This is a genomic window from Arthrobacter sp. TMN-49 (genome assembly GCF_054511095.1).
Genome location: NZ_JBTNDH010000046.1, coordinates 1 through 24,077, shown reverse-complemented (window position 1 = coordinate 24,077; position 24,077 = coordinate 1). Strand labels below are relative to the sequence as shown.

The following is a 24,077-nucleotide window of genomic DNA, read 5'->3' as shown; positions in this document are numbered from 1 at the left end:
ACTTCTGTGTGTTGGGGTGTCATCTTGCGACACTCCCCCCTCCCCTCCCCCCCCACCCCCCCCCCCCCCCACCGCCGTCTTTTCTGCTATGGCCCCGGCATAAGGAGGCGTCCCTAGTGGTCCACCGGCTCCGGGTTGGCCACGGCACTGCGCAAAGCCCACAGGCACATGAGAGCCGCACCGAGCATCAGGACAACACTTACCATGGCGACGGTTCCTGAGCCGGAGTCGAAGGCATGCTTGGCCGAGCTCAGCAGCGCCTCTCCTTGCCCAGCCGGCAGCGTCCCGGCAACTTCAATGGCGCCACCGAGGGTCTGCGAGGCGGTTTCCTTGTCCGTCTCAGCAACGCCCGCGGGCAGCACAACATTCATCCTGTAGGCGGCAGCCAGAATGCTGCCCAGAATGGCCGTTCCCAGCACTGAACCGACCTCGTAGGCGGTCTCCGAGATCGCCGACGCTGCGCCAGCTTTGGTGGGCGGGGCTGCGGAGAGGATGAGGTCATTGGAGATGGTCTCCGCCATGCCCACACCCGCACCCAGAACAACAAAGGCGACAATGATGCCGGCCACTGAACCGTCGGTGTTGAGCCAGACAATCAAGAACCCTGCTGCGTTCAGGAACAAGCCGCCAGCGACCAACCATGATGGCCTGACACGGCTGGCCAACGATGCGGCCAGCAGGCCGGAGACGATGGTGATGGCAAGTCCTGGCACCAACACAAAGGCGGCGTGAGTGGGGGAGAGCCCAACCACCAGCTGCAGATGCTGGGTGATGAAGTACAAGAAGCCCACCAGCGCGAAAATGCTCAGCAGATTAGCCATGACGCCGCCACTGAAGACGGGGTTCTTGAACAAGGTCACGTCCATCATGGGGTTCTCACGGCGGAGTTGACGGCGCACAAACACGGCGCCCAACACCAGTCCCAGCACGATGAGTACCAGATTGGTGGCGGTGAGCCCCGACTGGGCAATTTCCTTGATACCAAAAATCGTCGGCACCATGGCGCCAAAGGACAGCAGAATGCTCAGCGTATCAATCTTGCCCGGGGCGGGATCCTTGGATTCCGGCACAAAGATCGGTGCCAGGATCAGCAGCGGGATCAGAACCGGCACTGACATCAAGAACACGGCGCCCCACCAGAAGTGCTCCAGGATGAAGCCGCCCACAATGGGGCCCAGCGCGGCACCACCGGAGAAGCCCGCTGCCCAGATGGCAATGGCCTTGCGGCGCTGATCCGGGTGAAGGAACAGGTTGCGGATCAGGGACAGTGTTGAGGGCATCAGCATGGCGCCAAACAAGCCAAGCAGTGCCCGGTAACCAATCAGGGCGCCGGCGGTGGGGGCAAACGCGGCAAGAACCGAGACGACGGCGAAGCCTGTGCTCCCAATCAGCAATAGCTTGCGGCGCCCGAACCTGTCAGCCAGGCTGCCCATGGGCACCAGCAGCGCGGCCAGTACCAGGGGGTAAATGTCAATGATCCACAACAGTTCCGAGGCGGAGGGGACCAGCGCCAGGGAGATGGAGGGAATGGCGAAGCTCAGCACGGTGTTGTCCACCGAGACCAGCAAAACGGGCAGCATGAGGACGGCCAGTGCTATCCATGAGCGGACGCCCGCGCGTGCCGGTCCGGGGGAGGAACCGAGCTTTGAAGTGTTTACTGAAATCGCCATAATAAAGATTCTATACCGTCCAGCCGGTATAGTGAACCGTCTGGACGGTGCATCTCGTCACTTCTTGTAGGCTTGCCTCATGACTACACAACCCTCAGCCCGTGACCGGGTGCTTTCCGCCTATGCGGATCTGCTCATTGGTGATGGCCCACGCGCAGCCACTTTGGAGGCTGTTGCCGCCGCGGCTGGCGTCTCCAAGGGCGGGTTGCTGTATCACTTTAAAAGCAAGGAAGCGCTGACCGAGGGCCTGTTGGTCCGGTTGAAGGAAGGCGCTGAACAGGATTTTGCGGCCATGGTGCAGGACCCGGCCGGCTGCGCCAGCTACTACGTTCGGACCAGCGTTTTTGGCGGCACACCCTTTGACCGAGCCATTGTTGCCGCCCACCGGCTGATCCAAAGTGACGACGACACGGTGCGGGAGGCTTTCTCGGCGTTGCATGCTCGCTGGTACGAACTGATTCTCGGCGATGTAGGGGATCCGGCCGTGGCCCGGGTAGTGATGCTTCTGGGGGATGGGCTGTACTACAACGCCGCCCTTTTTGGTTTTCCCACAGGAGTGAAGAACCGCTCCGACTCACAAGAAGAAGTAGACGTGCCCTCACTCCTTGCCATCGTTGAAAAGTTGCGGTCCGGCACGCGGTCCTAGTGTGCGCCCGGGCATCGGCGGGCTATACGCTTAAGCCCATGAGTATCAATCCCGAGCTGCAGGGACGCAGCTACCGTTCAGGTGAAATTTATAGTGTTGGCCGCGAATCCATTCGTGATTTTGCCCGGGCGGTGAAGGCCAGCCACGCAGCCCATTTTGAGGTTGCCGCGGCTCAGGAATTGGGTCATACAGATCTGGTGGCTCCGCCGACCTACGCCATTATTGTGGCTCAACGGGCCGATGCCATGCTAATTAATGACGCCGATTCCGGCATCGACTTCTCCCGGGTGGTGCACGCCGAACAGCGTTTCACGCACCACAGGGCCATTGTGGCCGGAGATGAACTGCTTGCAGAGCTCCACGTCGATGCCGTTCGCGGCATGGGCGGTGGCGCCATGATCACCACGCGTGCAGAAATCTCCACGGTGGCCGGAGAGTCAGTGGCCACCACGGTGTCAGCCATCTTAGTGCGCGGGGAGGGACAGTAATGCCTGCAGCATCGTTGAACATTGCCGACTTGAGTGTTGGGACCGAGATTGGCGCGCGGACCATCGAGATCTCCCGCGCCGACCTGATCAAGTACGCAGGGGCCTCTGGAGACTTCAACCCCATCCACTGGAATGAACGCTTTGCCCGCGAGGTGGAACTGCCAGGAGTCATTGCTCACGGCATGTTCACCATGGGTGCTGCCGTGCAGTTGGTGACCGACTGGGTGGGTGACCCGGCCGCCGTCGTATCTTATGGAACACGCTTCACCAAGCCCGTCCCCGTCGCTGACCTCGGCGGTGAGCCGGGTGCTGTGGTGGCCGTGACGGGCGTTGTTGGGGCGTTGGACGCCGACGCCGGAACCGTCAGGATCGACTTGACCGTCACCTTGGATGGGCAGAAAGTTTTGGTCAAGGCACAAGCCACGGTCCGCTTGAGGTGAATCAAGTCGCTGCCTGGCGTAACGGTGTAGTCACCGCTTACGCCGGCTCCGGGCTGGTCTTCGCCAGCTGGGTTTCGCGTATTCCCGCCATCCGTGACGACCTTGGTCTGAGTGCGGGCCAGGTTGGGCTGATGCTGCTGTGCATGTCCTTGGGATCGTTTGTCTCGGTGGCGGCCTCCGGTTTGATAGTGCTGCGCCTGGGCTCCAAACTGACCTCAAGGCTTGGCGTCATCATCCAGACCGTTGGCGTCATTGTCATCGGCCTGGGCGCCACAGTGTTCGGGGAGTCCGTTGTGGTGGGCGCCGGCCTGGTGATTGTGGGTCTTGGCACGGGCAGTTGGAACACGTCCTCAAATATTGAAGGTGCGGCTGTTGAGCGGGCGCTGGGGCGGCACATCATGCCGCGCCTCCATGGCTCGTTCAGCATTGGCACAGTGGCCGGGGCCGGCTTGGGGGCGCTGGCAGCGTCCATTCACCTGCCCGTGGCGGTGCACCTGTCGGCGGTGGCCGTGGCCGTCTGCGTCGCCGTGTTGATAGGCACCGGCTATTACCAGGCGGACAGGCTCACACCCACGGCGGCAATAGTTGACCTCGGTGAATCTAGTGCTGTGCCGGGAACCGGCCCCATCCCCATCATCACCGCATCGAGCGTCGAAGACCACAATGCCAAGGCGGCTGCGGCGACAAAACGTTCGGGCAAGGCCAAGATTGCCGCCGCCTGGCGGGATCCGCGCACCTTGATGCTCGGCGCCCTGGCGCTGGGTCTGGGCCTGGCCGAAGGCGCGGCCGGGGACTGGGTGGCCCTGGCTTTGGTGGACGACTATGGCACCAGGGACTCCATTGGTGCCATCGGCTACGGCATCTTCGTTTCAGCGATGACCATTGGCCGCTTTGCCGGTACCGGGCTCCTGGACAGGCACGGACGCGTGGTGGTGCTCCGGACCGGCGCCGCACTGGCCATTGTGGGACTGGGCTTGTTTGTGTTCGCCCCCTCGGCTGAAATCGCCTTGAGTGCCCTCGTGCTGTGGGGTCTGGGTTCTGCCCTGGGCTTCCCGGTGGCCATGTCGGCTGCCTCCGACGACCCGGAGCACGCCGCTGCCCGCGTTTCAGTGGTTTCCACTGTTGGCTACGGCGCGTTCCTGGGTGGGCCGCCGCTGCTGGGCCTGCTCGCTGAGCATGTGGGCGTGCTGCACTCGCTGCTGGCCGTGCTGGGTCTGCTGGTGGTGGCGTTCTTCCTGACACCTGCTGTGCGCAAACCGAAGTATCTAGATGACACAGGCAAGGCGCGCAGTGCGGCTAATGTGGAAGGGTGAATGAGCAAAAGTTTCTGAGTTCCCTGACAACCCTTGAAGTGGGCGGCCCCGCCAGGAACTACGTGGTGGGCAGCACCGAGGCGGAAATCATTGCCGCCGTTAAGGCAGCGGACGACGCCGGTGAGGCGCTGCTGATTCTTGGCGGCGGCTCCAATCTGGTGATCTCCGACGACGGCTTTGCCGGCACTGTCGTGAAAATTGCCAGCCAGGGCTATGCAGTTGATTCGCAGGATTCCTGTGGCGGCGCCTCCGTTGTGGTCCAGGCGGGCCACGACTGGGATGACTTTGTGCACCAGAGTGTCCTGCACGCCTGGAGCGGGCTGGAGGCACTTTCCGGTATCCCGGGCAGCACCGGCGCCACGCCCGTGCAAAATGTGGGGGCCTATGGTTGCGACGTCTCCCAAACCATCGCCTCGGTGCGGACCTGGGACAGGGAGAAGAACGCTGTCCACACGTTCAGCCGCGCCGAACTGGCGTTCGGTTACAGGGAATCCCTACTCAAGGCCACCACAGTTAACGGATCCCCGCGCTACGTCGTGCTCAGCGTCGAGTTTCAGCTCCTGTTGGGCAGAATGAGCGCACCCATCAAGTACGGTGAACTGGCCCGCACACTCGGTGTTGAGGTTGGCCAGCGGGCGAATTCCTTGGACGTTCGCCGGGCCGTGTTGGCTCTCCGCACCTCCAAGGGCATGGTGCTGGACCCCTCAGACCGGGACACCTTTTCCACCGGGTCCTTCTTCACCAACCCCATCGTTGACGCTGACGTGGCCGCGACGCTTCCGGCCGATGCGCCGCGCTACCCGGCGGGCGGGCTCGTCAAACTCAGCGCCGCGTGGCTCATTGAACATGCCGGGTTCACCAAGGGTTACGGCCAGTTGGGGGAGGCGTCCGCCCAGATGGCCGACGCCGGGAGTCCACCCCGCGCCTGCCTCTCCACCAAGCACACCCTTGCCATCACCAACCGTGGCGGGGCAAGCGCCGAGGATATCCTGGCGATTGCCCGGGAGGTTCGGGACGGCGTCGTCCGCGAATTCGGCATCACTTTGGTGCCGGAACCGGTGCTGGTGGGCTGCACGCTCTAACAGGCTGATCGTGTTGGGGGCCGTTGGGGCGTGCGACCCCATACCGGGGTAGGGGGTCAAGACGGCTCCCTAGCGTGATGTGCTCCGCGGGGGTTTTCCCTAGTGTTAATGAAAAGATCTGAACTTTCTATTAGCTCGGCGCCTCTTTTAGGGCGTCCAGCACGAGGAGAACCCATGTCGTCGGCAACACTTGATAGCCCGGATGTCTTGGACGAGAGCGAAACTCTCACCAAGGCAGCCAGAAAACGCCCGGCACGGGACCGCCACGTCACCGATTTCATCCAGCTGACCGAGCAGGTGCGTGCGACAGGTCTGATGGAGCGCGACGTCAAGTGGTACGTCATTCGGATCATCCGCCAGAGCATCGGCTACCTGGCCGTATTTGCCTTGTTCCTGACGTTGGGGCAGAGCTGGTGGCAACTTGTCACGGCCGTACTTTTCGCGTTCATGTGTACGCAAACCGCGTTCATCTCGCACGACGCCGCCCACCGCCAGGTCTTTGCCTCGGCCAAGAAGAACGCGTGGCTGGCCCGCATTGCTGGCAACCTCTTCGTGGGCCTGTCCTACGGCTGGTGGATGAACAAGCACGGCAAGCACCACCTGAACCCGAACAAGATTGGCGTCGACGGCGACATCGACCCCGGCGCCCTCGTGTTTGACCCGGAAAACGCTGCCAAGCGCAAGGGCTTTGCCAAGTGGTTCGCTCGCCGCCAGGGCTATTTCTTCTTCCCGCTGCTGACTCTTGCCGCACTGGACTTGCACATCTCGGCCCTGGGCCGTGTCCTGGACCGCAAGCAGATCGTGCCCGAACGCAAGGCTGAGATCGCTTTGCTGTTCGTCCGCCTCGTGCTGCTGCCGGCATTCACCATCTGGTACCTGGGTTGGGCCATCGGCCTGGCGTTCATCGTCGTGCAGATCATGGCACTCGGCCTGTACATGGGCGGCTCCTTCGCCCCGAACCACAAGGGTATGCCGCTGGTACCCAAGGACGTCAAGATTGACTTCATGCGCCGCCAGACCCTCATGAGCCGCAACATCACCGGAGGCAAGTGGGTTGATGTGGCTATGGGTGGACTGAACTACCAGATCGAGCACCACTTGTTCCCGACCATGTCCTCCCGAAACCTCAGGGCCGTACAGCCCATGGTTCGCGAGTACTGTGCAGAGCGGAACATCACGTACACCGAGACCACCTTGGGCCAGTCGTACATGATCGTCATGCGCTACCTGAACCGTGTAGGCCTGGGCCAGCGCGATCCGTTCGAATGCCCCATCACGGCAAACATGCGCACCGCCCGCTAGCCCCCAGCTGCTCCCACCACTCGCAAGCTCGTGGCGGGTCCCTCGCAGCTGTGGGCCCCCGCGGCGGTCCCCTCGGGCGCGTGGGCCCAGCAACTGGCCCGCAGAAAACGCCGAAAATTGACGGAAATCGTTGATTTTTCGGCGATTTCTGCGGGCCAGTTCTGTGCGGGATAGATTGGGGTCATGAGCCCCCGCGTCACACCCGCAATCTTGGCCCGGCTGCGTCTTGCCGGCCAGGGAATCCTGTCCACGTCCACCAGTCCCAGCCCGGGGCCGGTGGACGTTGTGCGTTCACTGACGGCACTCCAGGGGCAGGACTTCCCCGGTGCGCTGTGGTCCATTGGCTTGCGGGCACCGGGGAGCACGCGTGCCGATGTGGAGGCAGCATTCAACAGGGGCGCGATTGTCCGGTCATGCGCCCTGCGCGGCACGCTGCACGTCACGCCGGCCGAGGACCTGGGCTGGATCCTCGCACTCACGGCGGAGCGCATGGTCAAGGGCCAGGCCACCCGCCACCGCCAGCTGGGGATTGCGACGCCGGATGTGGAGCAGGTGCGCGGGCTCGCCCTTGCGCTGCTGGAACAGCAGGGCGGGCGGGTTACGCGCGATGAACTGGTCGCCGCGTTTGAGCTGGCAGGCCAGGCAACACAGGCCCAGCGCGGCTATCACTTCCTGTTTCTGCTCTGCCTCGAAGGGACCCTGGTCCAGGGACCCATCAACAGTGCCGGCAACGGCAACACCCAGTTCTACGTCAGCCCGGAGGAGTGGATCAAGAATCCGCGCACACCGGACCGCGGGGAAGCCCTGGCCGAACTGGCCCTGCGCTACTTCCGCAGCCACGGCCCTGCAACCCTCAAGGACTTTCAATGGTGGTCCAAACTAACCATCAAGGACATCAACGCAGGGCTGGACCATGTCAGGGACCGGTTGGCCACAGTGGAGTGCAACGGCGTCAGCTACTGGCTGGCACGGGAGACGGCTGAGCTGCTCAGCGGCACGGTCCCCGGGGCCCGCTCAGTGCTCCTGCTGCCGGGCTTTGACGAGTTCCTGCTGGGTTACACGGACCGCAGTGCTGCGCTGGCGCCCGAGCAAGCCCCGCTGACAGTCCCCGGAAACAACGGCATGTTCAAGGCCACGGTAGTGACAGGCGGCCAGGTGGCCGGGACGTGGCGCAAGGCGCAAGGGGCGGCCGAGAAGCAAAGGGAAGTGGCCGGCGTCGTGCTCCCACAAATATTTGGCGAGCTGACCCCAAACCAGGACAGGGCACTGGAGAAGTCGGCGAAGGCTTACGCCAAATTCCTCAGCAAATAACAAAGGTCTCGACGGGCTTGACCACCGGTGGTCAAGCCCGTCGAGACCCAGAGAAGGCGTTACAGCGTGCCGGTGGCGATCTTCAGCATGCGGCGCAGCGGCTCGGCGGCACCCCAGAGGAGCTGGTCGCCCACAGTGAACGCGCTGATGTACTCGGGGCCCATGTCCATCTTGCGGATGCGACCCACGGGGACCTCCAGGGTGCCGGAGGCTGCCACGGGAGTCAGGTCGGCCATGGAAGCTTCCTTCGTGTTGGGCACCACCTTGGCCCACTCGTTGTCGTTGGCCAGCAGGGATTCGATCTCCGCCACTGAGAGGTCCTCGCGGAGTTTGAGCGTGAGCGCCTGCGAGTGTGAGCGCATGGCGCCGATGCGCACGCACAGGCCGTCCATGATCACGCGGTTGGCGTCGGAGGTGCCCAGGATCTTGTTGGTCTCAACCCCGGCCTTCCATTCCTCCTTGGACTGGCCGTTGCCCAAATCGGCGTCGATCCAGGGGATCAGTGAACCGGCCAGCGGCACGCCGAATTGCGATGAGTCGATGCCTTCGCGCTGGTGCGCGAGGACCTTGCGGTCAATTTCAAGGATGGCCGACGCCGGGTTGTCCAGTTCGGAGGAAACCTCGGAGTTCAGCGTGCCGAACTGGTTCAGGAGCTCTCGCATGTGGCGAGCCCCGCCACCGGAGGCAGCCTGGTATGTCATGGACGTGCCCCACTCGACCAAGCCGTTCTTGAACAATCCGCCCAGGCCCATGAGCATGCAGGAAACAGTGCAGTTGCCGCCCACAAAATCCTTCACACCACTGGCCAGACCTGCGTCGATGACGCTGCGGTTGATGGGGTCCAACACAATGATGGAGTCGTCGTTCATGCGCAGGGTGGAGGCGGCGTCGAGCCAGAGGCCGTCCCAGCCGCGACCGCGCAGCTCGGTGTGCACACGCTTGGTGTAGTCCCCGCCCTGTGCGGTGACAATAATGGGAAGTTTGGCCAAAGTATCAATATCAAAGGCGTCTTCGAGGGTGCCGGCGTCGCCGGAGCCTGCAATCGCCGGGGCATTGCCGCCGGCGTTGGAGGTGGAGAAGAACACGGGGTTGATATCGCCGAAGTCGCCTTCGTCCTGCATGCGCTGCAACAGAACGGAACCGACCATACCGCGCCAGCCAACGAGGCCGACGGAAGGAATACTGTTAATGGTCATGAATCCCAGCTTAGTAGTGTGGGGCAAATCGACAGAAGTCCGTTTCATCCTGCGAACAAGTGCGACGCCGTTTCGCACCACCGCGGGAGGGTGTCGCCCGACGGTGTGGGGAGCCCCCGTTGCCGGCGCAAAATAGTGGCCTTGGCCTCGATGACCAGATAGCGGCCCACAAACAGCAACATGAGCAGGGAAAATACGAGCCCGAACCACAGACTCCCGTGCATGCCGCCGGCGCCATCGAGGACGCTGCCCACCATGGCGCAGACCATCACGACGACCATGAACAGCATGGTTGCCGTCAGGACCACCCAGCCCCACACGGTTTGGACGACCAGGTTGGAGTGGCCCCGCGCCGCGCCATATTCCTCCCGCAGGTAGCTGACCAGCTCGCCGTTGTTGGTCCGTGCCAGGTAACGTTTTTGGCCGCTGGCAACTGCCGCATCGCGCCACGCCATGGCGTGCTGGTCCCGCAACAGGCGCTGCTCATGCTTCTCGCGCTTGTCGGCCTGATTCTGGTGCCAGTGCTGGTCCCGGTCTGCCTTGGACTTGATTGTCTGCTGCCGATGCCGTTCGTGTGTTCGTCAGTACTTAATGTTCTTCGCCAGTTCAGGATTCTCGCGTTCCCATTTCGCGCGGAGCCGGGCGGTCCGGAACCCGACCCAGCTAAGCAATAGGCATACAGCGGCAAAGCCAAACATCACGTACCCGCCAGCGGGGTATTCGCTGGCAACAAAGAACCATATGGCGCAGACAACGGAAGCCGCCGCAAAGAGGATCGGGATGGAGCTTTGAATCCGGATGTTTTTTGGCTTGAGGGGTGTCTCGGATCCGTTGACATACAGTCCGCGCGTGTAGGAATAGGGGCCGTATTGGCTCCGCATCTTCTTGCGATCTCGGATGAGGTTGTTGTGGTGCGGCTCGTAGGCTTCGCCCTGGCTGTCCTGCGGTGTGTTGGTCATTGCTTGCCCAGCAACTTCGCGGCCAGGAGTGTATGGACTTCGCCGTCGCTGAAGACGCCGGGGATTTGGACTGTTGGTGCGGAACCAGTACCTGAGGCCGCTTCCCATCCGCCCGAGCAGGTCCGCAGCGCGACATTACTCAGATTGCCTTCTTCATCTGTGGCCGTAAAGATGATGGCGGCGTTTTCATTGTCCTTGGCAAACAGTGCGGCCATTTCCAGCCAGCTGGCTGCCAAATCCGCATCGGCCTGTTGTGCCGAGGCGAACCAGCCGCCCAAACCGCGGCCCTGCATCATGAGATTGACCTCATTGTTGAGGAGATAAACGACGCCGGCGCCCTGCCCAGTAGACGTGAAAGCGATGGATACCCAACGGGTCGAGTTGCCCAGTGCGTAGAGTGCCGCCGCGGCCAGTCCCTGAGGCGACATGTTCTCGCCGTCCTCGGCAACTAGCAGACCGCGGGCCAGCAGGGAAGAAGCACCGGCCAGTAGCATGTCCTTGTTTTCGGCGGGATATTCCGCCTGAAGAGTGGCAGCAGCAACGGCGGCCGGTTGATTCTGGAAACGGGACAGCATGTACTGGATTTCGGCGATGCCAAATCCGCCCATGGACTCATTTACGGTCATGCTAGGTCTCCCTCAATTGTTACAGCGGATTTTTTCATTTGTGAAATCACCAATTCCACGGCAGTAGCTTGCCTGGGTCCTTCACGACATTGCTGATGGCATCTACCGTATTCTTGGCGGCGCCATTCGCGAAGTCGCCCACTGCCTCGATTGCCTTGGGGCCGTTCTCGCCAAGCCATTGTGCCCCGGCCTCGATCTTGTCCCAATTGTCGTAGACGGCTATGGCGCCGGCTGCGAGAATTGCAAAAGGCTGCTGCGGTCCTGGGACCATTGCCGCAATGCCGATCCCTGCCCTTACGAGGTCTGCGGCGCCGGAATCGGTGGCGGCCTTGATGTTGCCACCAATGTCACCATCCTTGTAGCCTTCACCGATGATATTGCCATGAGCCATTTTGTTAATCCCGGAGACCGCGTCGATTCCAACGCCGGCCCAACCGAGGCCTTTTCCGAGTCCCTTGATGGCGCTTGCCATGCCCGGGCTGGTGGCGAGAGATTCAGCGAATTTCCCGCTCTGCAGCAGTTCCCCGCCGTTGTTGAGGAACTTGGTGGTGGGCCCCATGTTGAACCAGCGGGTGTCCAGGAATGCGGAAACGGCGCGCGGTGTTCCCCACGCCGCCTTCAAATCCTTGGCGTGCAGCAGGAGGTCGCCGGTGAAGGCGATGTTCCGGGCCGTCGTTAGGGTGTCCGGCACAAACTTATAGATGTCCCAGGGGCGTTTGACGTAGTTGTCAAACCAATTCCCGTTGGGGTCGTATGCCCAGAATGGTTTGTCGCCATCGTCCCCGGCCGGTCCGGAGCCGGCCGCCCCGGGTCCGCCGGATGGCCCGCTCAAACTGGCCACCGAGCTGGCTTTTTCCTGCTCGGTGGCGTTGGTCTTGAGCTGTTCGGCCGTCTCGTCCAACATGCCGGCCGTGCGGGAAATGATGCCGCGGTGCTGGCCGCGCCACTGCGCAGCGAAGCGCTGTGCGTCCGGACCCTGCCAGTAACGCGGGAGTTGGTTCACGGCGCCGTCGATCAGCCGCTGCGCCTGGCTGAGGGACTGGGATTTGCCCGAGAATTCCTTGGCCAGTGCGCGGAGTTCTTCAACATCAGCGCCCAACATTTCAGACATGGTGGCTCCGGAGGGTGGGGGACAAAAGTAGGTGCAAGTTCATCTTGAGCTTAGCGGCGGCCGAAACTTGCCGCGATGGGGCGGACTCCCCATGGTGGCTATTCCGCCTGAAACTCGGTGTCGCCCGTGGCCCACAGGGTGATTCTGTACTCGGTGCCGTTCTTGGCTGTATGCCAACCCTCCAGCGGCGAGGCCCCACGGAGGGACCAGCCCTGGCCAAGGGTCGGCGCCAGCGTGTCGCCGGGCACATCCGAGTTGATAACTGTCACAACTGCAACATTGCAGTGTTCCTTGGCCTGTTCGTAAACTTGCCCACCGCCAATGACCCACACCTCGTTGCTGCCGGGGGCGAGCCGGGCCTCCGCCAGAGCCTCGGAAACGGAGTCGCGCACGACGGCGCCACGTGCCTCAGGCGTGTCCGCCCACCCCTGCTGGCGGGTCACCACAATGTTGGTGCGCTCGGGTAGCGGGCGGTACTTGTCCGGGAACGATTCCCAGGTGCGCCGCCCCATGACCACGGGGTGGCCTTTCGTGACGCGGCTGAAGTGCGCCATGTCCTCCGGCAAATGCCAGGGCATGCCGCCGTCAGCACCAATGACGCCACCGTTGGTCTGCGCCCAGATCATGCCAACAATGGGTTGGCTGAAACGGTAAACGGTGGGGATGGAAGGTGTCTCACTCATACAGCGATCGGTGCCTTAATCGTGGGGTGGTGCTGGTAGTTGACCAGCTCGAAATCGTCAAAGGAGTAGTCAAAGATCGACTCCGGTTTGCGCGTGAAACGCAGCTGCGGGTACGGGTACGGCTCGCGGGACAGTTGCTCGGCGACTTGTTCCAGATGGTCGTCGTAGATGTGCACGTCGCCGCCGGTCCAGATGAATTCACCCGGCTCCATGTCTAGCTGCTGGGCCACCATCATGGTCAACAGTGCGTAGGAGGCAATGTTGAACGGCACGCCCAGGAAAGTGTCGGCAGAGCGCTGGTAAAGCTGGCAGCTGAGCTTGCCCCGGCCATCCTCGGTGGGGGCAACATAGAACTGGAAGAAGGCGTGGCACGGTGGCAGCGCCATGTTTTTCAGCTCGCCAACATTCCAGGCCGACACAATGTGCCGGCGCGAGTCCGGATTGCTCGCCAAAGACTCCATGACCTGGCTGATCTGGTCGATGTGCTCGCCGTCCGGGGTGGGCCAGGAGCGCCACTGGACGCCATAGACGGGGCCCAGTTCGCCGGCGTCGTCAGCCCATTCATTCCAAATTTTGACACCGTTTTCCTGCAGCCACCCCACGTTTGAGTCACCCCGCAGGAACCACAGAAGTTCCAGCGCCACGGATTTGAAGTGCACGCGCTTGGTGGTGATCAGCGGGAAACTCTCGCTCAGGTCAAAGCGCAGCTGCCGGCCAAAAACGCTGCGGGTGCCGGTTCCGGTGCGATCCGGCTTGGCCACACCATTGGCCGACACGTCGCGCAGCAGGTCCTCATAAGGGGTCAGAATAGTCACGCGCACAAGTCTACTGGGCTGGTGGTGATGAACCCGTGGAACGTGACGCAGCTTGCGTCATCCTGCCCTGCAGCAGCGAAATGAGGGTTTTGCCGTCCAGTCCGGCAGTTTTGCCCGCCGCTAGGAGATGGTCGACGGCGGCCATCACCTCCTTTGGGGCCCGGGCCGAATCCGCTGGTCCAGCCCCGGGCGCCCCCGAGTCGCGTGCGGACGCAGTCGTCCCCTGCCTGCGATTCGTGGCGACCCACTCGGCGGCTTCGAGTTCCTTGTACGCCCGGGCCACGGTGCCGACGGCAACGCCAAGATCGGCCGCCAAGCTGCGCACAGTGGGCAGGCGGGCGCCCTGCGCCAGTTCGCCAACGGCAATGAGCGACGCTATTTGGGCCCGCACCTGCTCATACGGCGGAGTTGCGGCGCCCAGATCAATGACTATGCGTGCTGCCACGGTGAACTACTGGCCCACCGTGGCGGCAGCGGGGCGACCCGCGGCTGTGTGCGCCGTAAAGTCCGCCGGGGTGAGGCCGCGCATGGGGTAGATAGTCACAAGCACGGCAGCGGCAAGGCACAGGGCGCCGAAGAAGTCGGATTCAAGGCGGGGCACCAGCGGGTTGGGATCGGGCGCCACGGGAACCATGATCAAAAGCAGCCCAAGGATGGCGTACCAACCACCGGTGACCGTCCGGGCGATACGAAACAAGGAACGGCGGCGCAGGGTCCTGTCCAAGGAGGGGGACGCGTTCGACAACCCCGGCCGCGTGAGGATAAGTCCCGTAGCAGCAAGGCCAACAGCAAGAAGGACCAGGGCCGTGACGGCGGGAACCACATACAGGGCTTCGGGGCTGCCAGATCCGTCCCAGGTGTTCGCGGCCCCGGATCTGGCCACACCACAGGCGTGCACCACGGCCAGAACCAGCCCAACGGCCGCCACCGCAAGAGCACAGTACAGCGGCCAGGGGAGCAGGACCCGCAATGTGCTGCGCGGGGTGCCGGGAGTTGCATAGTTGCGGCGCAGAATGAATTCCAATAGCAGATATGTCAGCAGAACAAGCACTGCCGACATGCCCACGACTCCCGTCACACCAAGGTAATCTCGCATGGCGTGGCCCAGCACTGCACCCACAACAACAGCGGCAAGGACCGCCGCGCTGGCGGAGTTGGTGAATCTGGCAGCGGCAGGACCGTCGTCGGCGGCAGATGACGCGGAAGTCTTGGGGTGAAGCAAGGCGTTGGTCCCCGCGGCGGACGTCGCCGAAGCCTCAAGGACCGGCGGCTTCCACACCAGCATGGCGATCAGAACCACCCCATTGAGCACCTCAGTCCAATTCGCCCCCGCTGGAGGCCCCGAGCCCGGCGCGGGTTGGGCCAGGTGGTTTCCGGCAACGGCTGCCAAGCCCGATGCGACAGTCGTTGAAACCCGCAGGAGGCGGTTCATGCCAATGATCCGCAGGGTTTTGTTGTGTTCCGGAGACAGGGCTGCCAATGACCTGCGTGATGCAATGAGCCGCATGACCAACACGGTGCCCACCACAAGGATTGCCAGTGCTGCCGTCAATGCGGTGGCTAGCACGTACCCCGGAACCCTGCCGTAGTGGGGCATGTCTGACTGAGCGGTTTCGCTGGGGACGTGCCCGGGCGCAAAAAATAAAGCGGCCATGACGACGGCGGTCAGGGCAACGACGCCTACGGCCGTCCATCCAAGAGCCGGCTGAACGTAGTCACGGGCCCGGCGGTATTGAAGGAGAGCCACCCTGGTGGCGGCCTTTGGCGCCGGCCAGGACTCTTGCCCCAGGGCGTGGACGGCAACAACGGCTGCCGAGGGGACCATGATCGCAACCCACGGGACAGCAGCCCAGTGATTGAAGTGGAGCTGGCCGGGATCGTAAATCCCTGCTTGGGTAGCGCCGGTCAGGCTGCTGAGCGCCCAGGCGATGACGCCCGTCCACCAGGCATGATTGCGGATGTGCTCACGCGACGTTTCCTGGACCCTGGTCCACACGAACACCCGTAGCGCCAGATACGTTGCAATCGCGACAAGAACACCAATTGTCCCGGCAAGGACGTTAGTGGGTGCGGCTACCGCAGGGGGCGTCTCAGTCCGTCAGCAGATCGGCATGGTGAACGGCGGCAACATTGGGGTGGGCCCGGAGCCGGTAGCGAAGGGCGTTGTCTCCGTACGTCTGCAGGATGGGGCTATTGCTTGGGTCGGCCGAAAGCCCCCGGGCCTTGGCTTGGAATTCCGGGCTAACAGCGAGCTGGGGCATGGTCGCATCGAGTGCAGGGTTGAAGAAGAACGGCAGGGAGACCCTGTCGGTGCCCCGAAGCGGGGAGATGACCCGGTGCAAGGTGGCCTTGAGATAGCCGTTCGTGGCCAGCTCAAGCATCTCGCCAATGTTGACCACGAACGTGCCAGGTATCGGGGGTGCATCGATCCATGTTCCCTGATACTCCACCTGCAGCCCGCCCTTTCCGGGCTCGACGAGCAGCAGTGTCAGCACGCCGCCGTCGCGGTGTGATCCCACGCCCTGGATGGGGTCGGGGTCGGATTCGCCCGGGTAGCGGACAATCTTGAGCACGGGGAATGCCTGGGCCGCGAAGGCGGCATCGAAGGTGTCCTGGGGCGCACCCAGGGAGAGTGCCAGGGCCCGCAGAAGTTCCAGCGAGATGGTGCTGAGTCGCTCGGTCCATTCGGAGACGATGCTGCGCATTTCGGGCAGTCCCGCCGGCCACAGATTGGGGCCTTCCAGGCGCCAGTAATTCGGCACACCGTCGCCGCGTTGTACAGTGTCACGTTCAACGCCGATGTCAATCTGCTCGCGCCAGTCGACGGCCCCGTCCGTGAGTTCGCCACCTACGCGGGTATAGCCGCGGAATTGCGGGCTGTGCGTGTTCTCCATGGCGAGCTTCTGGTCCTCGGGGAGCTCAAAGAATTGGCGGGACACAGAGAGTATGGAGTCCGTGAGCTCCTGGGGTATGCCGTGGCCGGTCAAGTACAAGAACCCAACCTCATGCATGGCGTCACGCAGATCGTTTCGAAACGCGGAGGCCTGCTCAGGGCCCGCACTGAGCGCGGAGAAGTCCAGGACTGGCAAAGAATCAAGTGACGGCATGCTATATATCCTTTACGGCGACGTTGGCAAGCGAAATCCTCTATTCGCTCTAATGTTACGTACCAGGGGCCGTTAATGGGGAAAAACGTGTCGAATTGCTACGCCCGGGACACGCCGGCGGACCGAAATGCCCCGGGCGGGCGCGTCGCCGCGGGGGAGAAGTGTTGATCGCAGCCGTCCGCGAGTGCAGGGTCAGTCCTCGTAGGGCTTGTGCTGCTCCAGAGCCACGATCGTGCCAGGGTCCGCGACGGAAACATGGGCGACCAGGACTTCACCGGGGGACAGGTGCGGGTCCAGGACGGGAAGCACTCGGGCGAGATCCTCGGACATGTGTCCGGCCAAGGTGGCCAGAACTGTTGGCATGACAGGTCGGTGGGTGCACAAGGCCGCGGCACTTGACCTGGTCAGCAGCTTTTCAACCACCGAGGCGGCCTTGGCCGGATGCCGTTTGTGGTCGGACTCCGACAACCACGGCACCACTTTTACCTTGGCCTTGGTGGCCTGTGCGTAAGGGGAGATGGTCGATATGCACCTCATCCAGCCACTGGTGTAGACCTTGCCCGGACGCCAGGCCATCAGCAGACGCTGCAAATACAACGCCTGGCGTTTGCCCGTTGCCGCCAGGGGGCGTTCACCTTCGGCCCGCGTCCACGCCGAACGTGGTTTGGCCTTGGCGTGTCTGATGATCAACAGTGGCCACGTTTCCAGGGTTTCGGCCTCATGCGCGGTCACCAGTGCCTCCAACGGCTCCACATCGGAGGGGTTCGAAAGCAGCCCGCGCGCCTTGTTGGGGCTGCACCAAATGATGGCGTCCACTTCCTTGCCGTCCGGGATGGGCGGCATGTCATCCGCCGGCGCAGCCCAGTAGTGGACTTCCTTGGTGCCAGGTTTCACGGCGTAGCGAATGGAAGGCAGCGGGATGCCCAAGGTGATGAGCAGACCCACCTCTTCAAAGACTTCACGCACAGCGCATTCAGCGAGCGTTTCGCCCTTGTCCAATTTGCCCTTGGGCCACGACCAGTCGTCATAGCGCTGCCGGTGAATGAGCAGCACTTCGAGCTTCTTCTTCTTCACCCGCCAGCACAGCGCGCCGGCTGCATAGATGGAGACTTCGGTGCCATCTGTTACCGGCACCTCGAGGTGTTCAGCGCTGCGCATTACCGGTGCAGTTTTGAGTGCTGGCGTGAACGGCTGGCAAGCAGCCAGGATTGGATGTCAAGGAGGGGCTTGCCCTCACCGTCGAGATGGTGCCGTGACCATTCGCCGTCGTTGTCCAGATGCCAGCTGGCCGTCCCCGAATCCAGATAACGGGTCAGGAGCGAGTTGACCTCTGCAATGTCCTCCCGGTTGGAGAGCCGGACTAGCGCCTCAACCCTGCGGTCCAGGTTCCTGTGCATCATGTCAGCTGAACCAATGTAGACCATCGGGTTCCCGGCATTGGCAAACGTGAACACGCGTGAGTGTTCCAGGAAGCGGCCCAGCACTGAACGGACTGTGATGTTGTCGCTGAGCCCGGGAACCCCGGGACGCAAGGAGCAGATACCGCGCACAATCACGCCAACGTCCACGCCCGCCTGGGAAGCCCGGTACAGGGAGTCGATGATGGCTTCATCCACCATGGAGTTGACCTTGATGCGTACCTGGGCAGGCCGGCCGGCCTTCTTATTGGCGATCTCGGCGTCGATGCGCTCAATCAAGCCAGAACGGACCGACCGTGGAGCCACCAGCAGCCTCTCAAAAGTGGTCTTGGGCGCGTATCCGGAGAGCTGGTTGAACAGCTTGGTCAGGTCCTCGCCCACCTGGTTGTCAGCCGTGAGCAGGCCCAAGTCCTCATAGTACCGGGCCGTGCGGGGGTGGTAGTTGCCCGTGCCAATGTGGCAGTAGCGGCGCAAGCCGTCTTGTTCCTGGCGCACCACAAGGGAGAGTTTGCAGTGGGTTTTCAGGCCCACAATGCCGTACACCACGTGGACGCCGGCCTGTTCGAGCTTGCGGGCCCAGGAAATGTTGGCCTGCTCATCAAAGCGGGCCTTGATCTCCACCAGGGCCAACACCTGCTTGCCGGCTTCGGCGGCATCGACCAGGGCATCCACAATGGGGGAGTCGCCCGATGTCCTGTACAGGGTCTGCTTGATGGCGCGGACCTTCGGGTCGGCGGCGGCTTGTTCCAGGAACGCCTGAACCGAGGTGGAGAAGGAGTCATAGGGGTGGTGCAACAAGATGTCACGACGTCGCATGGCGGCAAAGACGTTGGCCGCCTTGGACGTTTCGGAGGCGTTCAAGTCGCGGGAGGTGTGCGCGACGTGCTTGGGGTAGCGCAGGTCGGGCCTGTCGATGGCGCCAATGATGGACAAGCCACGCAGATCCAACGGTGCCGGCAGTGAATAAACTTCCGTTTCGTTCACATCCAGCTCACGCACCAGCAGCGCCAAGATGCTCGGGTTGATGTCGGTGGCCACTTCAAGGCGCACGGGCGGCCCAAACTTGCGCCGCAGGAGTTCCTTCTCCAACGCCTGCAGGAGGTTCTCGGCGTCGTCCTCTTCAACTTCCAGGTCCTCATTGCGGGTAACCCGGAATGAGTGGTGTTCGACAATTTCCATGCCGGGGAACAACTGGTCCAGGTGCTCGGCAATGACCTCTTCCAGCGGGATGAAACGGGCCACCCGCCCCGGCACCGTGCCGGCCCGGGGCCCGTCCACCGAAACGAGGCGGGGCAGCAGATCCGGCACCTTGACGCGGGCAAAGAGCTCCTTGTCGCTGACGGGGTTGCGCACCACGACGGCCAGGTTCAAGGACAGCCCGGAAATGTACGGGAAGGGGTGGGCGGGATCCACTGCCAGGGGCGTGAGGATGGGGAACATCTTCTCGGCAAACATCCTGGAGAGCTGCACCTTGGAAGGGTCGTCCAGTTCTTCCCAACGCACCAGATGAATGTGCTCATACGCCAGGGCCGGGCGGATCTGGCCGGCAAAAACCTGCGCGTGCCGGGCCTGCAGGTCATGGGCGGCGTCACTGATCTGTTCCAGCACCTCCACCGGGCTGAGCCCGGCAGGGGAGGGCACGGCCAGGCCGGTGGCGATGCGACGCTTCAAGCCGGCCACCCGCACCATGAAGAACTCATCCAGATTGGAGGCAAAAATGGACAGGAAATTCACCCGTTCCAGCAGGTGCAGATCCGGGTCCTCGGCAAGTTCGAGCACGCGGGAGTTAAACGCCAACCAGCTCAGTTCCCGGTCAAGGAACCTGTCCGGGCTGATATCGCCCTCCGGAATAAGTGTGGGCTCAAACTCCGGGATCTCGATCCTGTCCTGGGTGGCCCGAGATGCCGGCACTTCACCGGAAAAGAACCGTTCCTGGCCGTTCGATGCCGTGGTGTTCACGGATCCCTTGTAATCGCGCTTCATCGACAAGTCCTCATAGTTGGTGGTGCTTTGGTTCAACAGTACAAGTTTGGGCCACAGCTAAAGAAAATTTCCCGTGTGCAGTTTAGGCGGACATGGGCCCGTACATGACGGAGGAGTCCCACTTGGTGAACCCCAGCTTGCGGTATAGCGCCACTGCCGCCTCATTGTCGGCATCAACGTAAAGCATAATGGCACGTAGTCCGGCGTTTTGCAGGTAGTCCATGCCCTGCCGGCTCAGGGTCTTGCCGAGCCCCATTCCTTGGGCTGCCGGTGTCACTCCCACCACATAAACCTCACCGATGGCTGCCTGGCCCGAGCGTGCCGGGTGAATTTTTGTCCAGTGGAAACCTAGAATCTCATCGGCCGCATTGACGGCAAGGAAGAAACCTGCCGGATCAAACCAGGGCTCGTCCATGCGGGCCTGCAAGTCGGCGCGTGTCAACGAGCCCTGCTCGGGGTGGTGGGCAAAAGCCGCCGCGTTGGCTGCCAGCCAGGCGTCCTCGTCCTGCTGCGGCACGAATGTTCGCAAGTGCACACCCTCAGGTGTGGGGTAGTTTTCCGTGGCAGGCGCGGACTGATGCGCCTGCCGGACCAGGCGCATGCGCCACAGTTCGCGAATGGCCCGGTACCCGTAGCTGGCGGCAAGATCGGCCGCAGCCTCGTGGTCACCATGGGACCAGGCCTTAATGCCGTGCAGCCCACGCACGTCCACCAACTTGTCCGCCAAAATGCCGCCGACGCCGTCGTTGCGGTAGGCCGGGTGGACCACCAGCTCCAAAACACCTTCGGTGCCGTCAAGGACCACAACGGCCACGCCGGCCAGGTCCTCACCGACGGTGGGGGAGGCGTCCTCGGGGGCGTACGTCAGCAGCGTCAGGACACTGTGTGGCCCGGCCTGGGTGGATTTGAGTTCCACCAAAGTTTGTTCCGAGAAGGGCGGGTTGCCGTCGGCGTCTTCGGCCGCGTCAATCACCGTCTGGATCTCTTGCAGAATCTCAGGGTCTGGGGCGCCTGCGACTACAGTCACCGGCCAGCTGTCAGTCTTTGCGGGGCTCATAACCCCAGCCTAGTAGGCCCACGTCAGCTAACGCGAGACTCTGAACGAATAGTTCCGCCCCGCCGGTGGCTGGCGGCGGCGTCATGGCTGCCTGGCACGGGTGCGAGTTTGCATGCTGGGACGGTGGTGGCATACAGTTTGAGGGCAGCTGGATGGGGAGACCTAAGACAGTGTGTAGTTTGACTGGGGGGATGCACCAGTGGGGTGTCCTCGATACGTTCGACCCGTATGTCCTCCACCAAGAAAAACAGGCCCGCAGCCATGGCTGCGGGCCTGTTTTGTTGTGCGGCCCCGAGAAATGGTGCCGGGGCGCGAAGCCCGCAGCGCTAGGCGTCAGCCATATCGCCGTCGGGCAGGCGTGAAACCGTGAGCCTGTAGCCAACGTTGCGAACGGTGCTGATCAGGCTCTCGTTCTCGGAGCCGAGCTTGGCGCGCAGCCGCCGAACATGAACATCCACCGTGCGGGTGCCCCCGTAGTAGTCGTAGCCCCACACCTCGTTGAGAAGCTGAGCGCGGGTGAACACCCGCCCCGGATGCTGGGCCAGATACTTCAGGAGTTCAAACTCCTTATAGGTCAGATTCAAGGCCGTGCCGTGAACGCGGGCTGTGTAGCTGTCCTCATCGATAACAATCCCGGCCGCCTCGATTTCCGGGCGGGTGCCGTCCTCGGCAGTGGCGGCGCGGGTCAACGCCAAACGAATCCGTGCCTCCACCTCGGCCGGGCCAGCGGATTCTAGGATGACGTCGTCGGCAGCCCACGACGCCGTGACAGCAGCCATGCCGCCCTCGGTGAGAACCAGCAGCAACGGCACACTGATCCCAGTGGCACGCAGGAGTTGGGTCAATGAGCGCGAACCCACCAGATCTTTTCGGGCATCGACCAGGATCAGATCGGTTGGTTTTGCATCAAGCAAAGCTGTTGGCACGGCGGCAAGTATGTGAACGCTATGGCTTAAAAGCTCCAGCGCAGGCAAAACATCCACGGATGACCCGTGATTATTGGTCAGCAATAGAATCTGCGACATGTCTTCCTAACAAAGTGCTGTGAATGCGCATCTTTGAGCGACGAACCACCGACAAGGCCCATATGTGGCTGTGCGGAAAACTAAACGCTCCCGCCACAGGGTTGCTCCACAGTGTACCGCCAGAATAGGGCAGGATTGATGTGTGAAGTCATCTACAGCCGGTCTAATTGGAATCGTTGCCCTAGCGTTGCTGGTGGCGGGGCACTACCTGGGGCTTGGCTATGCCGTGGGCGTCAGCATTGCCCTGGCGGCAGTTTTTGGTTACGGCTGGCCACACTATTTGGGGATCCCGGCCAAGAAAACACTGGGCACCGTCATCGCCGCGACCGGAGCGGGTTCGGCGCTGACGGCGGGTCTCACCGTGGGCGGTGACTACCTGGTGTGGACGCCCATCTTCATAGCTGTGGGGTTTGGCGCCGTCATGGTGGTGCAACTGATTCGCGGAACAGGTCAAAAGCATCGCCTGGAATCCACCTTGGGTGCCGGGGCCGGCGTAGCCATGGCGGGGTTTGCCTGCGGTTGGGTGGCCTCGTTGAGGTTCCTGGGCGAACCCGGCATGACACTCATCGTGGCCATCAGTACTGCTGTGGCCCTCGTGGCTGGCATGCTGCCGTGGCCGGACAGAGTGGTGGCGCCCTTGGCGATCGTCCTGGCAGCATTGGCCGGCCCCCTGGCAGCCCTCATGTTCTCAGATATGCGTATTCTGCCGGCCACCATCTTGGGTGTCCTGGTGGCTGCTGTCGTGGCCGCGTTCAGGCGATTGCGGACACTGACAGGGCCCCAGAAGCTCAGCATCGGCTCCGCAGCGGCAGCCCTGGCACCTGTCATGTCGATGGGCGCGTTAGTGTATTTCGTGGAAAAAATGCTGTTGTCCTAGCACCGGCACGGGTCCCGTCAAGATCATTGTAGGATGGCACTATGAGCGTACTTGCCTTAGAAATCTTCTTCATTTGCCTTTTGGCGTTGGCCGGCGTGGCCATGGCCTGGTTTGCGGGTCTGGTGGTGTGGCGCCTTTTCAAGGGCCAGCAGTAATTCGCCATGGCCATTGAAATTCCCTCGGACCTGATTCCCGAGCTGGTGCCGCTGTCGTGGCTTCTTGGCACGTGGAGTGGTGCTGGGCGCCTAGGCGCCGGCGAGGAAGACTCCGAATACTTCACCCAGAGTGTCACCTTCAAAGCCAACGGCCTGCCATATCTGCAATACACGGCGGAGTCATGGCTGACGGATGAGGAGGGGACTGTTTTGCGCCCCCTCTCCGTGGAGACTGGCTTCTGGCAGCTTGACCGGACCCTGAACGACGCCGACGGCGGCCCCGGGCTGATTCCCGCGGACATTGTGCCCGCCCTGCGAACAGCCGACGACGTCGAGGCGTTGCGTAACGCCGACGGCGGCTTCGACATCATGGTTAATATTGTCCACCCCGGCGGTATTTCCGAGCTGTACTACGGCGCCATCAAGGGGCCCCAAATCCAGCTTTCCACCGACGCCGTCATGCGCGGCGCGGGAGCCAAGGACTACACGGCGGCAACCCGCATCTTCGGCCTGGTCAACGGCGATTTGTACTGGCGCTGGGACGTAGCCGCCAACGGTAAATCCCTCGACGCCCACGCCTCTGCCGCCCTCAAGAAACTCACGCGCTAACACTGCCGGCGGTTGTGCGCAGGCTAGCGCCCCTCCCACAAAATCTATGTCGCAGTTATTCGACGAAATCGACGCTGTCATGTCTCATACCTGTGTAGACAGTTCATGTCTCATACCTGTGTAGACAATTGATGTCTCATACCTGTGTAGACGCTTCCGGTCTGAGTAGTGGCCAGACCGGGAGTGTCTCACTTCTTTTTAGAG

24 protein-coding genes are annotated in these 24,077 nt (G+C 62.5%); 9 read left to right on the top strand and 15 right to left on the bottom strand.

Going from position 1 to position 24,077, the window contains the following annotated elements:
- Positions 1-113 precede the first annotated feature (113 nt).
- Positions 114-1,670, bottom strand: a complete 1,557-nt coding sequence (locus ACX80E_RS15750) for an MFS transporter (protein WP_459302987.1) — start codon at positions 1,668-1,670, stop codon at positions 114-116.
- Between the two features lie 79 nt (positions 1,671-1,749).
- Here ACX80E_RS15750 and ACX80E_RS15745 point away from each other — a divergent pair, with 79 nt between their 5' ends.
- From ACX80E_RS15745 to ACX80E_RS15715, 7 genes are all read left to right on the top strand, one after another.
- Positions 1,750-2,316: a TetR/AcrR family transcriptional regulator gene (locus ACX80E_RS15745; protein ID WP_459302986.1), complete on the top strand. Its 567-nt coding sequence runs from the start codon at positions 1,750-1,752 to the stop codon at positions 2,314-2,316.
- 38 nt (positions 2,317-2,354) lie between these two features.
- Complete coding sequence (locus ACX80E_RS15740) at positions 2,355-2,804, top strand: FAS1-like dehydratase domain-containing protein (RefSeq protein WP_459302985.1); 450 nt, start codon at positions 2,355-2,357, stop codon at positions 2,802-2,804.
- On the top strand, positions 2,804-3,244 hold the full coding sequence (locus ACX80E_RS15735) for a MaoC family dehydratase (RefSeq protein ID WP_459302983.1): 441 nt from the start codon (positions 2,804-2,806) through the stop codon (positions 3,242-3,244). Before ACX80E_RS15740 ends, ACX80E_RS15735 begins: the two co-directional genes overlap by 1 nt.
- Positions 3,241-4,557, top strand: a complete 1,317-nt coding sequence (locus tag ACX80E_RS15730) for an MFS transporter (RefSeq protein WP_459302982.1) — start codon at positions 3,241-3,243, stop codon at positions 4,555-4,557. The genes ACX80E_RS15735 and ACX80E_RS15730 overlap by 4 nt, the downstream gene beginning before the upstream one ends.
- Positions 4,554-5,639 (top strand): UDP-N-acetylmuramate dehydrogenase, encoded by a 1,086-nt coding sequence (locus ACX80E_RS15725; RefSeq protein WP_459302981.1) that lies wholly within the window; start codon positions 4,554-4,556, stop codon positions 5,637-5,639. Before ACX80E_RS15730 ends, ACX80E_RS15725 begins: the two co-directional genes overlap by 4 nt.
- 174 nt (positions 5,640-5,813) lie before the next feature.
- On the top strand, positions 5,814-6,941 hold the full coding sequence (locus ACX80E_RS15720) for a fatty acid desaturase family protein (protein ID WP_459302980.1): 1,128 nt from the start codon (positions 5,814-5,816) through the stop codon (positions 6,939-6,941).
- A 183-nt stretch (positions 6,942-7,124) separates the two neighbouring features.
- Positions 7,125-8,252: a winged helix DNA-binding domain-containing protein gene (locus ACX80E_RS15715; protein ID WP_459302979.1), complete on the top strand. Its 1,128-nt coding sequence runs from the start codon at positions 7,125-7,127 to the stop codon at positions 8,250-8,252.
- Positions 8,253-8,311: 59 nt separating this feature from the next.
- On the opposite strand, the gene asd is transcribed toward ACX80E_RS15715, so the two are convergent.
- The 14 genes from asd to ACX80E_RS15645 all read right to left on the bottom strand — a co-directional run bounded on the left by asd (position 8,312) and on the right by ACX80E_RS15645 (position 22,232).
- Positions 8,312-9,448, bottom strand: a complete 1,137-nt coding sequence (gene asd / locus ACX80E_RS15710; protein ID WP_459302978.1) for an aspartate-semialdehyde dehydrogenase — start codon at positions 9,446-9,448, stop codon at positions 8,312-8,314.
- 44 nt (positions 9,449-9,492) lie between these two features.
- On the bottom strand, positions 9,493-9,903 hold the full coding sequence (locus tag ACX80E_RS15705) for a hypothetical protein (protein WP_459302977.1): 411 nt from the start codon (positions 9,901-9,903) through the stop codon (positions 9,493-9,495).
- Between the two features lie 126 nt (positions 9,904-10,029).
- Positions 10,030-10,407, bottom strand: a complete 378-nt coding sequence (locus ACX80E_RS15700) for a hypothetical protein (RefSeq protein ID WP_459302976.1) — start codon at positions 10,405-10,407, stop codon at positions 10,030-10,032.
- The gene (locus ACX80E_RS15695; protein ID WP_459302975.1) at positions 10,404-11,033 is read right to left on the bottom strand and encodes a hypothetical protein; all 630 of its coding nucleotides are present in this window, start codon (positions 11,031-11,033) and stop codon (positions 10,404-10,406) included. Before ACX80E_RS15695 ends, ACX80E_RS15700 begins: the two co-directional genes overlap by 4 nt.
- Before the next feature lie 46 nt (positions 11,034-11,079).
- Entirely contained in the window at positions 11,080-12,144 is a 1,065-nt protein-coding gene (locus tag ACX80E_RS15690; protein ID WP_459302974.1) for a WXG100 family type VII secretion target, read from the bottom strand.
- A gap of 98 nt (positions 12,145-12,242) precedes the next feature.
- Positions 12,243-12,827, bottom strand: coding sequence for a dihydrofolate reductase (locus ACX80E_RS15685; protein ID WP_459302973.1), 585 nt, complete (start codon positions 12,825-12,827; stop codon positions 12,243-12,245).
- Positions 12,824-13,642, bottom strand: coding sequence for a thymidylate synthase (locus tag ACX80E_RS15680; protein WP_459302972.1), 819 nt, complete (start codon positions 13,640-13,642; stop codon positions 12,824-12,826). The genes ACX80E_RS15685 and ACX80E_RS15680 overlap by 4 nt, the downstream gene beginning before the upstream one ends.
- Before the next feature lie 10 nt (positions 13,643-13,652).
- Positions 13,653-14,087, bottom strand: coding sequence for a GntR family transcriptional regulator (locus ACX80E_RS15675; protein ID WP_459302971.1), 435 nt, complete (start codon positions 14,085-14,087; stop codon positions 13,653-13,655).
- A gap of 6 nt (positions 14,088-14,093) precedes the next feature.
- Positions 14,094-15,644 carry a hypothetical protein gene (locus ACX80E_RS15670; protein WP_459302969.1) on the bottom strand — a complete coding sequence of 517 codons (1,551 nt, stop codon included), beginning with the start codon at positions 15,642-15,644 and terminating at the stop codon, positions 14,094-14,096.
- Positions 15,645-15,732: 88 nt separating this feature from the next.
- A complete protein-coding gene (locus tag ACX80E_RS15665) occupies positions 15,733-16,749 on the bottom strand; it encodes an isopenicillin N synthase family dioxygenase (protein WP_459302968.1) in 1,017 nt (338 codons plus the stop codon).
- Positions 16,750-16,941: 192 nt separating this feature from the next.
- On the bottom strand, positions 16,942-17,907 hold the full coding sequence (locus tag ACX80E_RS15660; RefSeq protein ID WP_459302967.1) for an NUDIX hydrolase: 966 nt from the start codon (positions 17,905-17,907) through the stop codon (positions 16,942-16,944).
- Positions 17,907-20,150, bottom strand: a complete 2,244-nt coding sequence (locus ACX80E_RS15655) for an RNA degradosome polyphosphate kinase (protein ID WP_459302988.1) — start codon at positions 20,148-20,150, stop codon at positions 17,907-17,909. The genes ACX80E_RS15660 and ACX80E_RS15655 overlap by 1 nt, the downstream gene beginning before the upstream one ends.
- An 82-nt stretch (positions 20,151-20,232) precedes the next feature.
- A complete protein-coding gene (mshD, locus tag ACX80E_RS15650; RefSeq protein ID WP_459302965.1) occupies positions 20,233-21,207 on the bottom strand; it encodes a mycothiol synthase in 975 nt (324 codons plus the stop codon).
- A gap of 326 nt (positions 21,208-21,533) precedes the next feature.
- Positions 21,534-22,232 carry a winged helix-turn-helix transcriptional regulator gene (locus ACX80E_RS15645; protein WP_459302964.1) on the bottom strand — a complete coding sequence of 233 codons (699 nt, stop codon included), beginning with the start codon at positions 22,230-22,232 and terminating at the stop codon, positions 21,534-21,536.
- Positions 22,233-22,374: 142 nt separating this feature from the next.
- On the opposite strand from ACX80E_RS15645, the gene ACX80E_RS15640 reads away from it, so the two are divergent.
- On the top strand, positions 22,375-23,109 hold the full coding sequence (locus ACX80E_RS15640) for a permease (RefSeq protein WP_459302963.1): 735 nt from the start codon (positions 22,375-22,377) through the stop codon (positions 23,107-23,109).
- A gap of 161 nt (positions 23,110-23,270) precedes the next feature.
- A complete protein-coding gene (locus tag ACX80E_RS15635; protein WP_459302962.1) occupies positions 23,271-23,873 on the top strand; it encodes a heme-binding beta-barrel domain-containing protein in 603 nt (200 codons plus the stop codon).
- Positions 23,874-24,077: the final 204 nt, after the last annotated feature.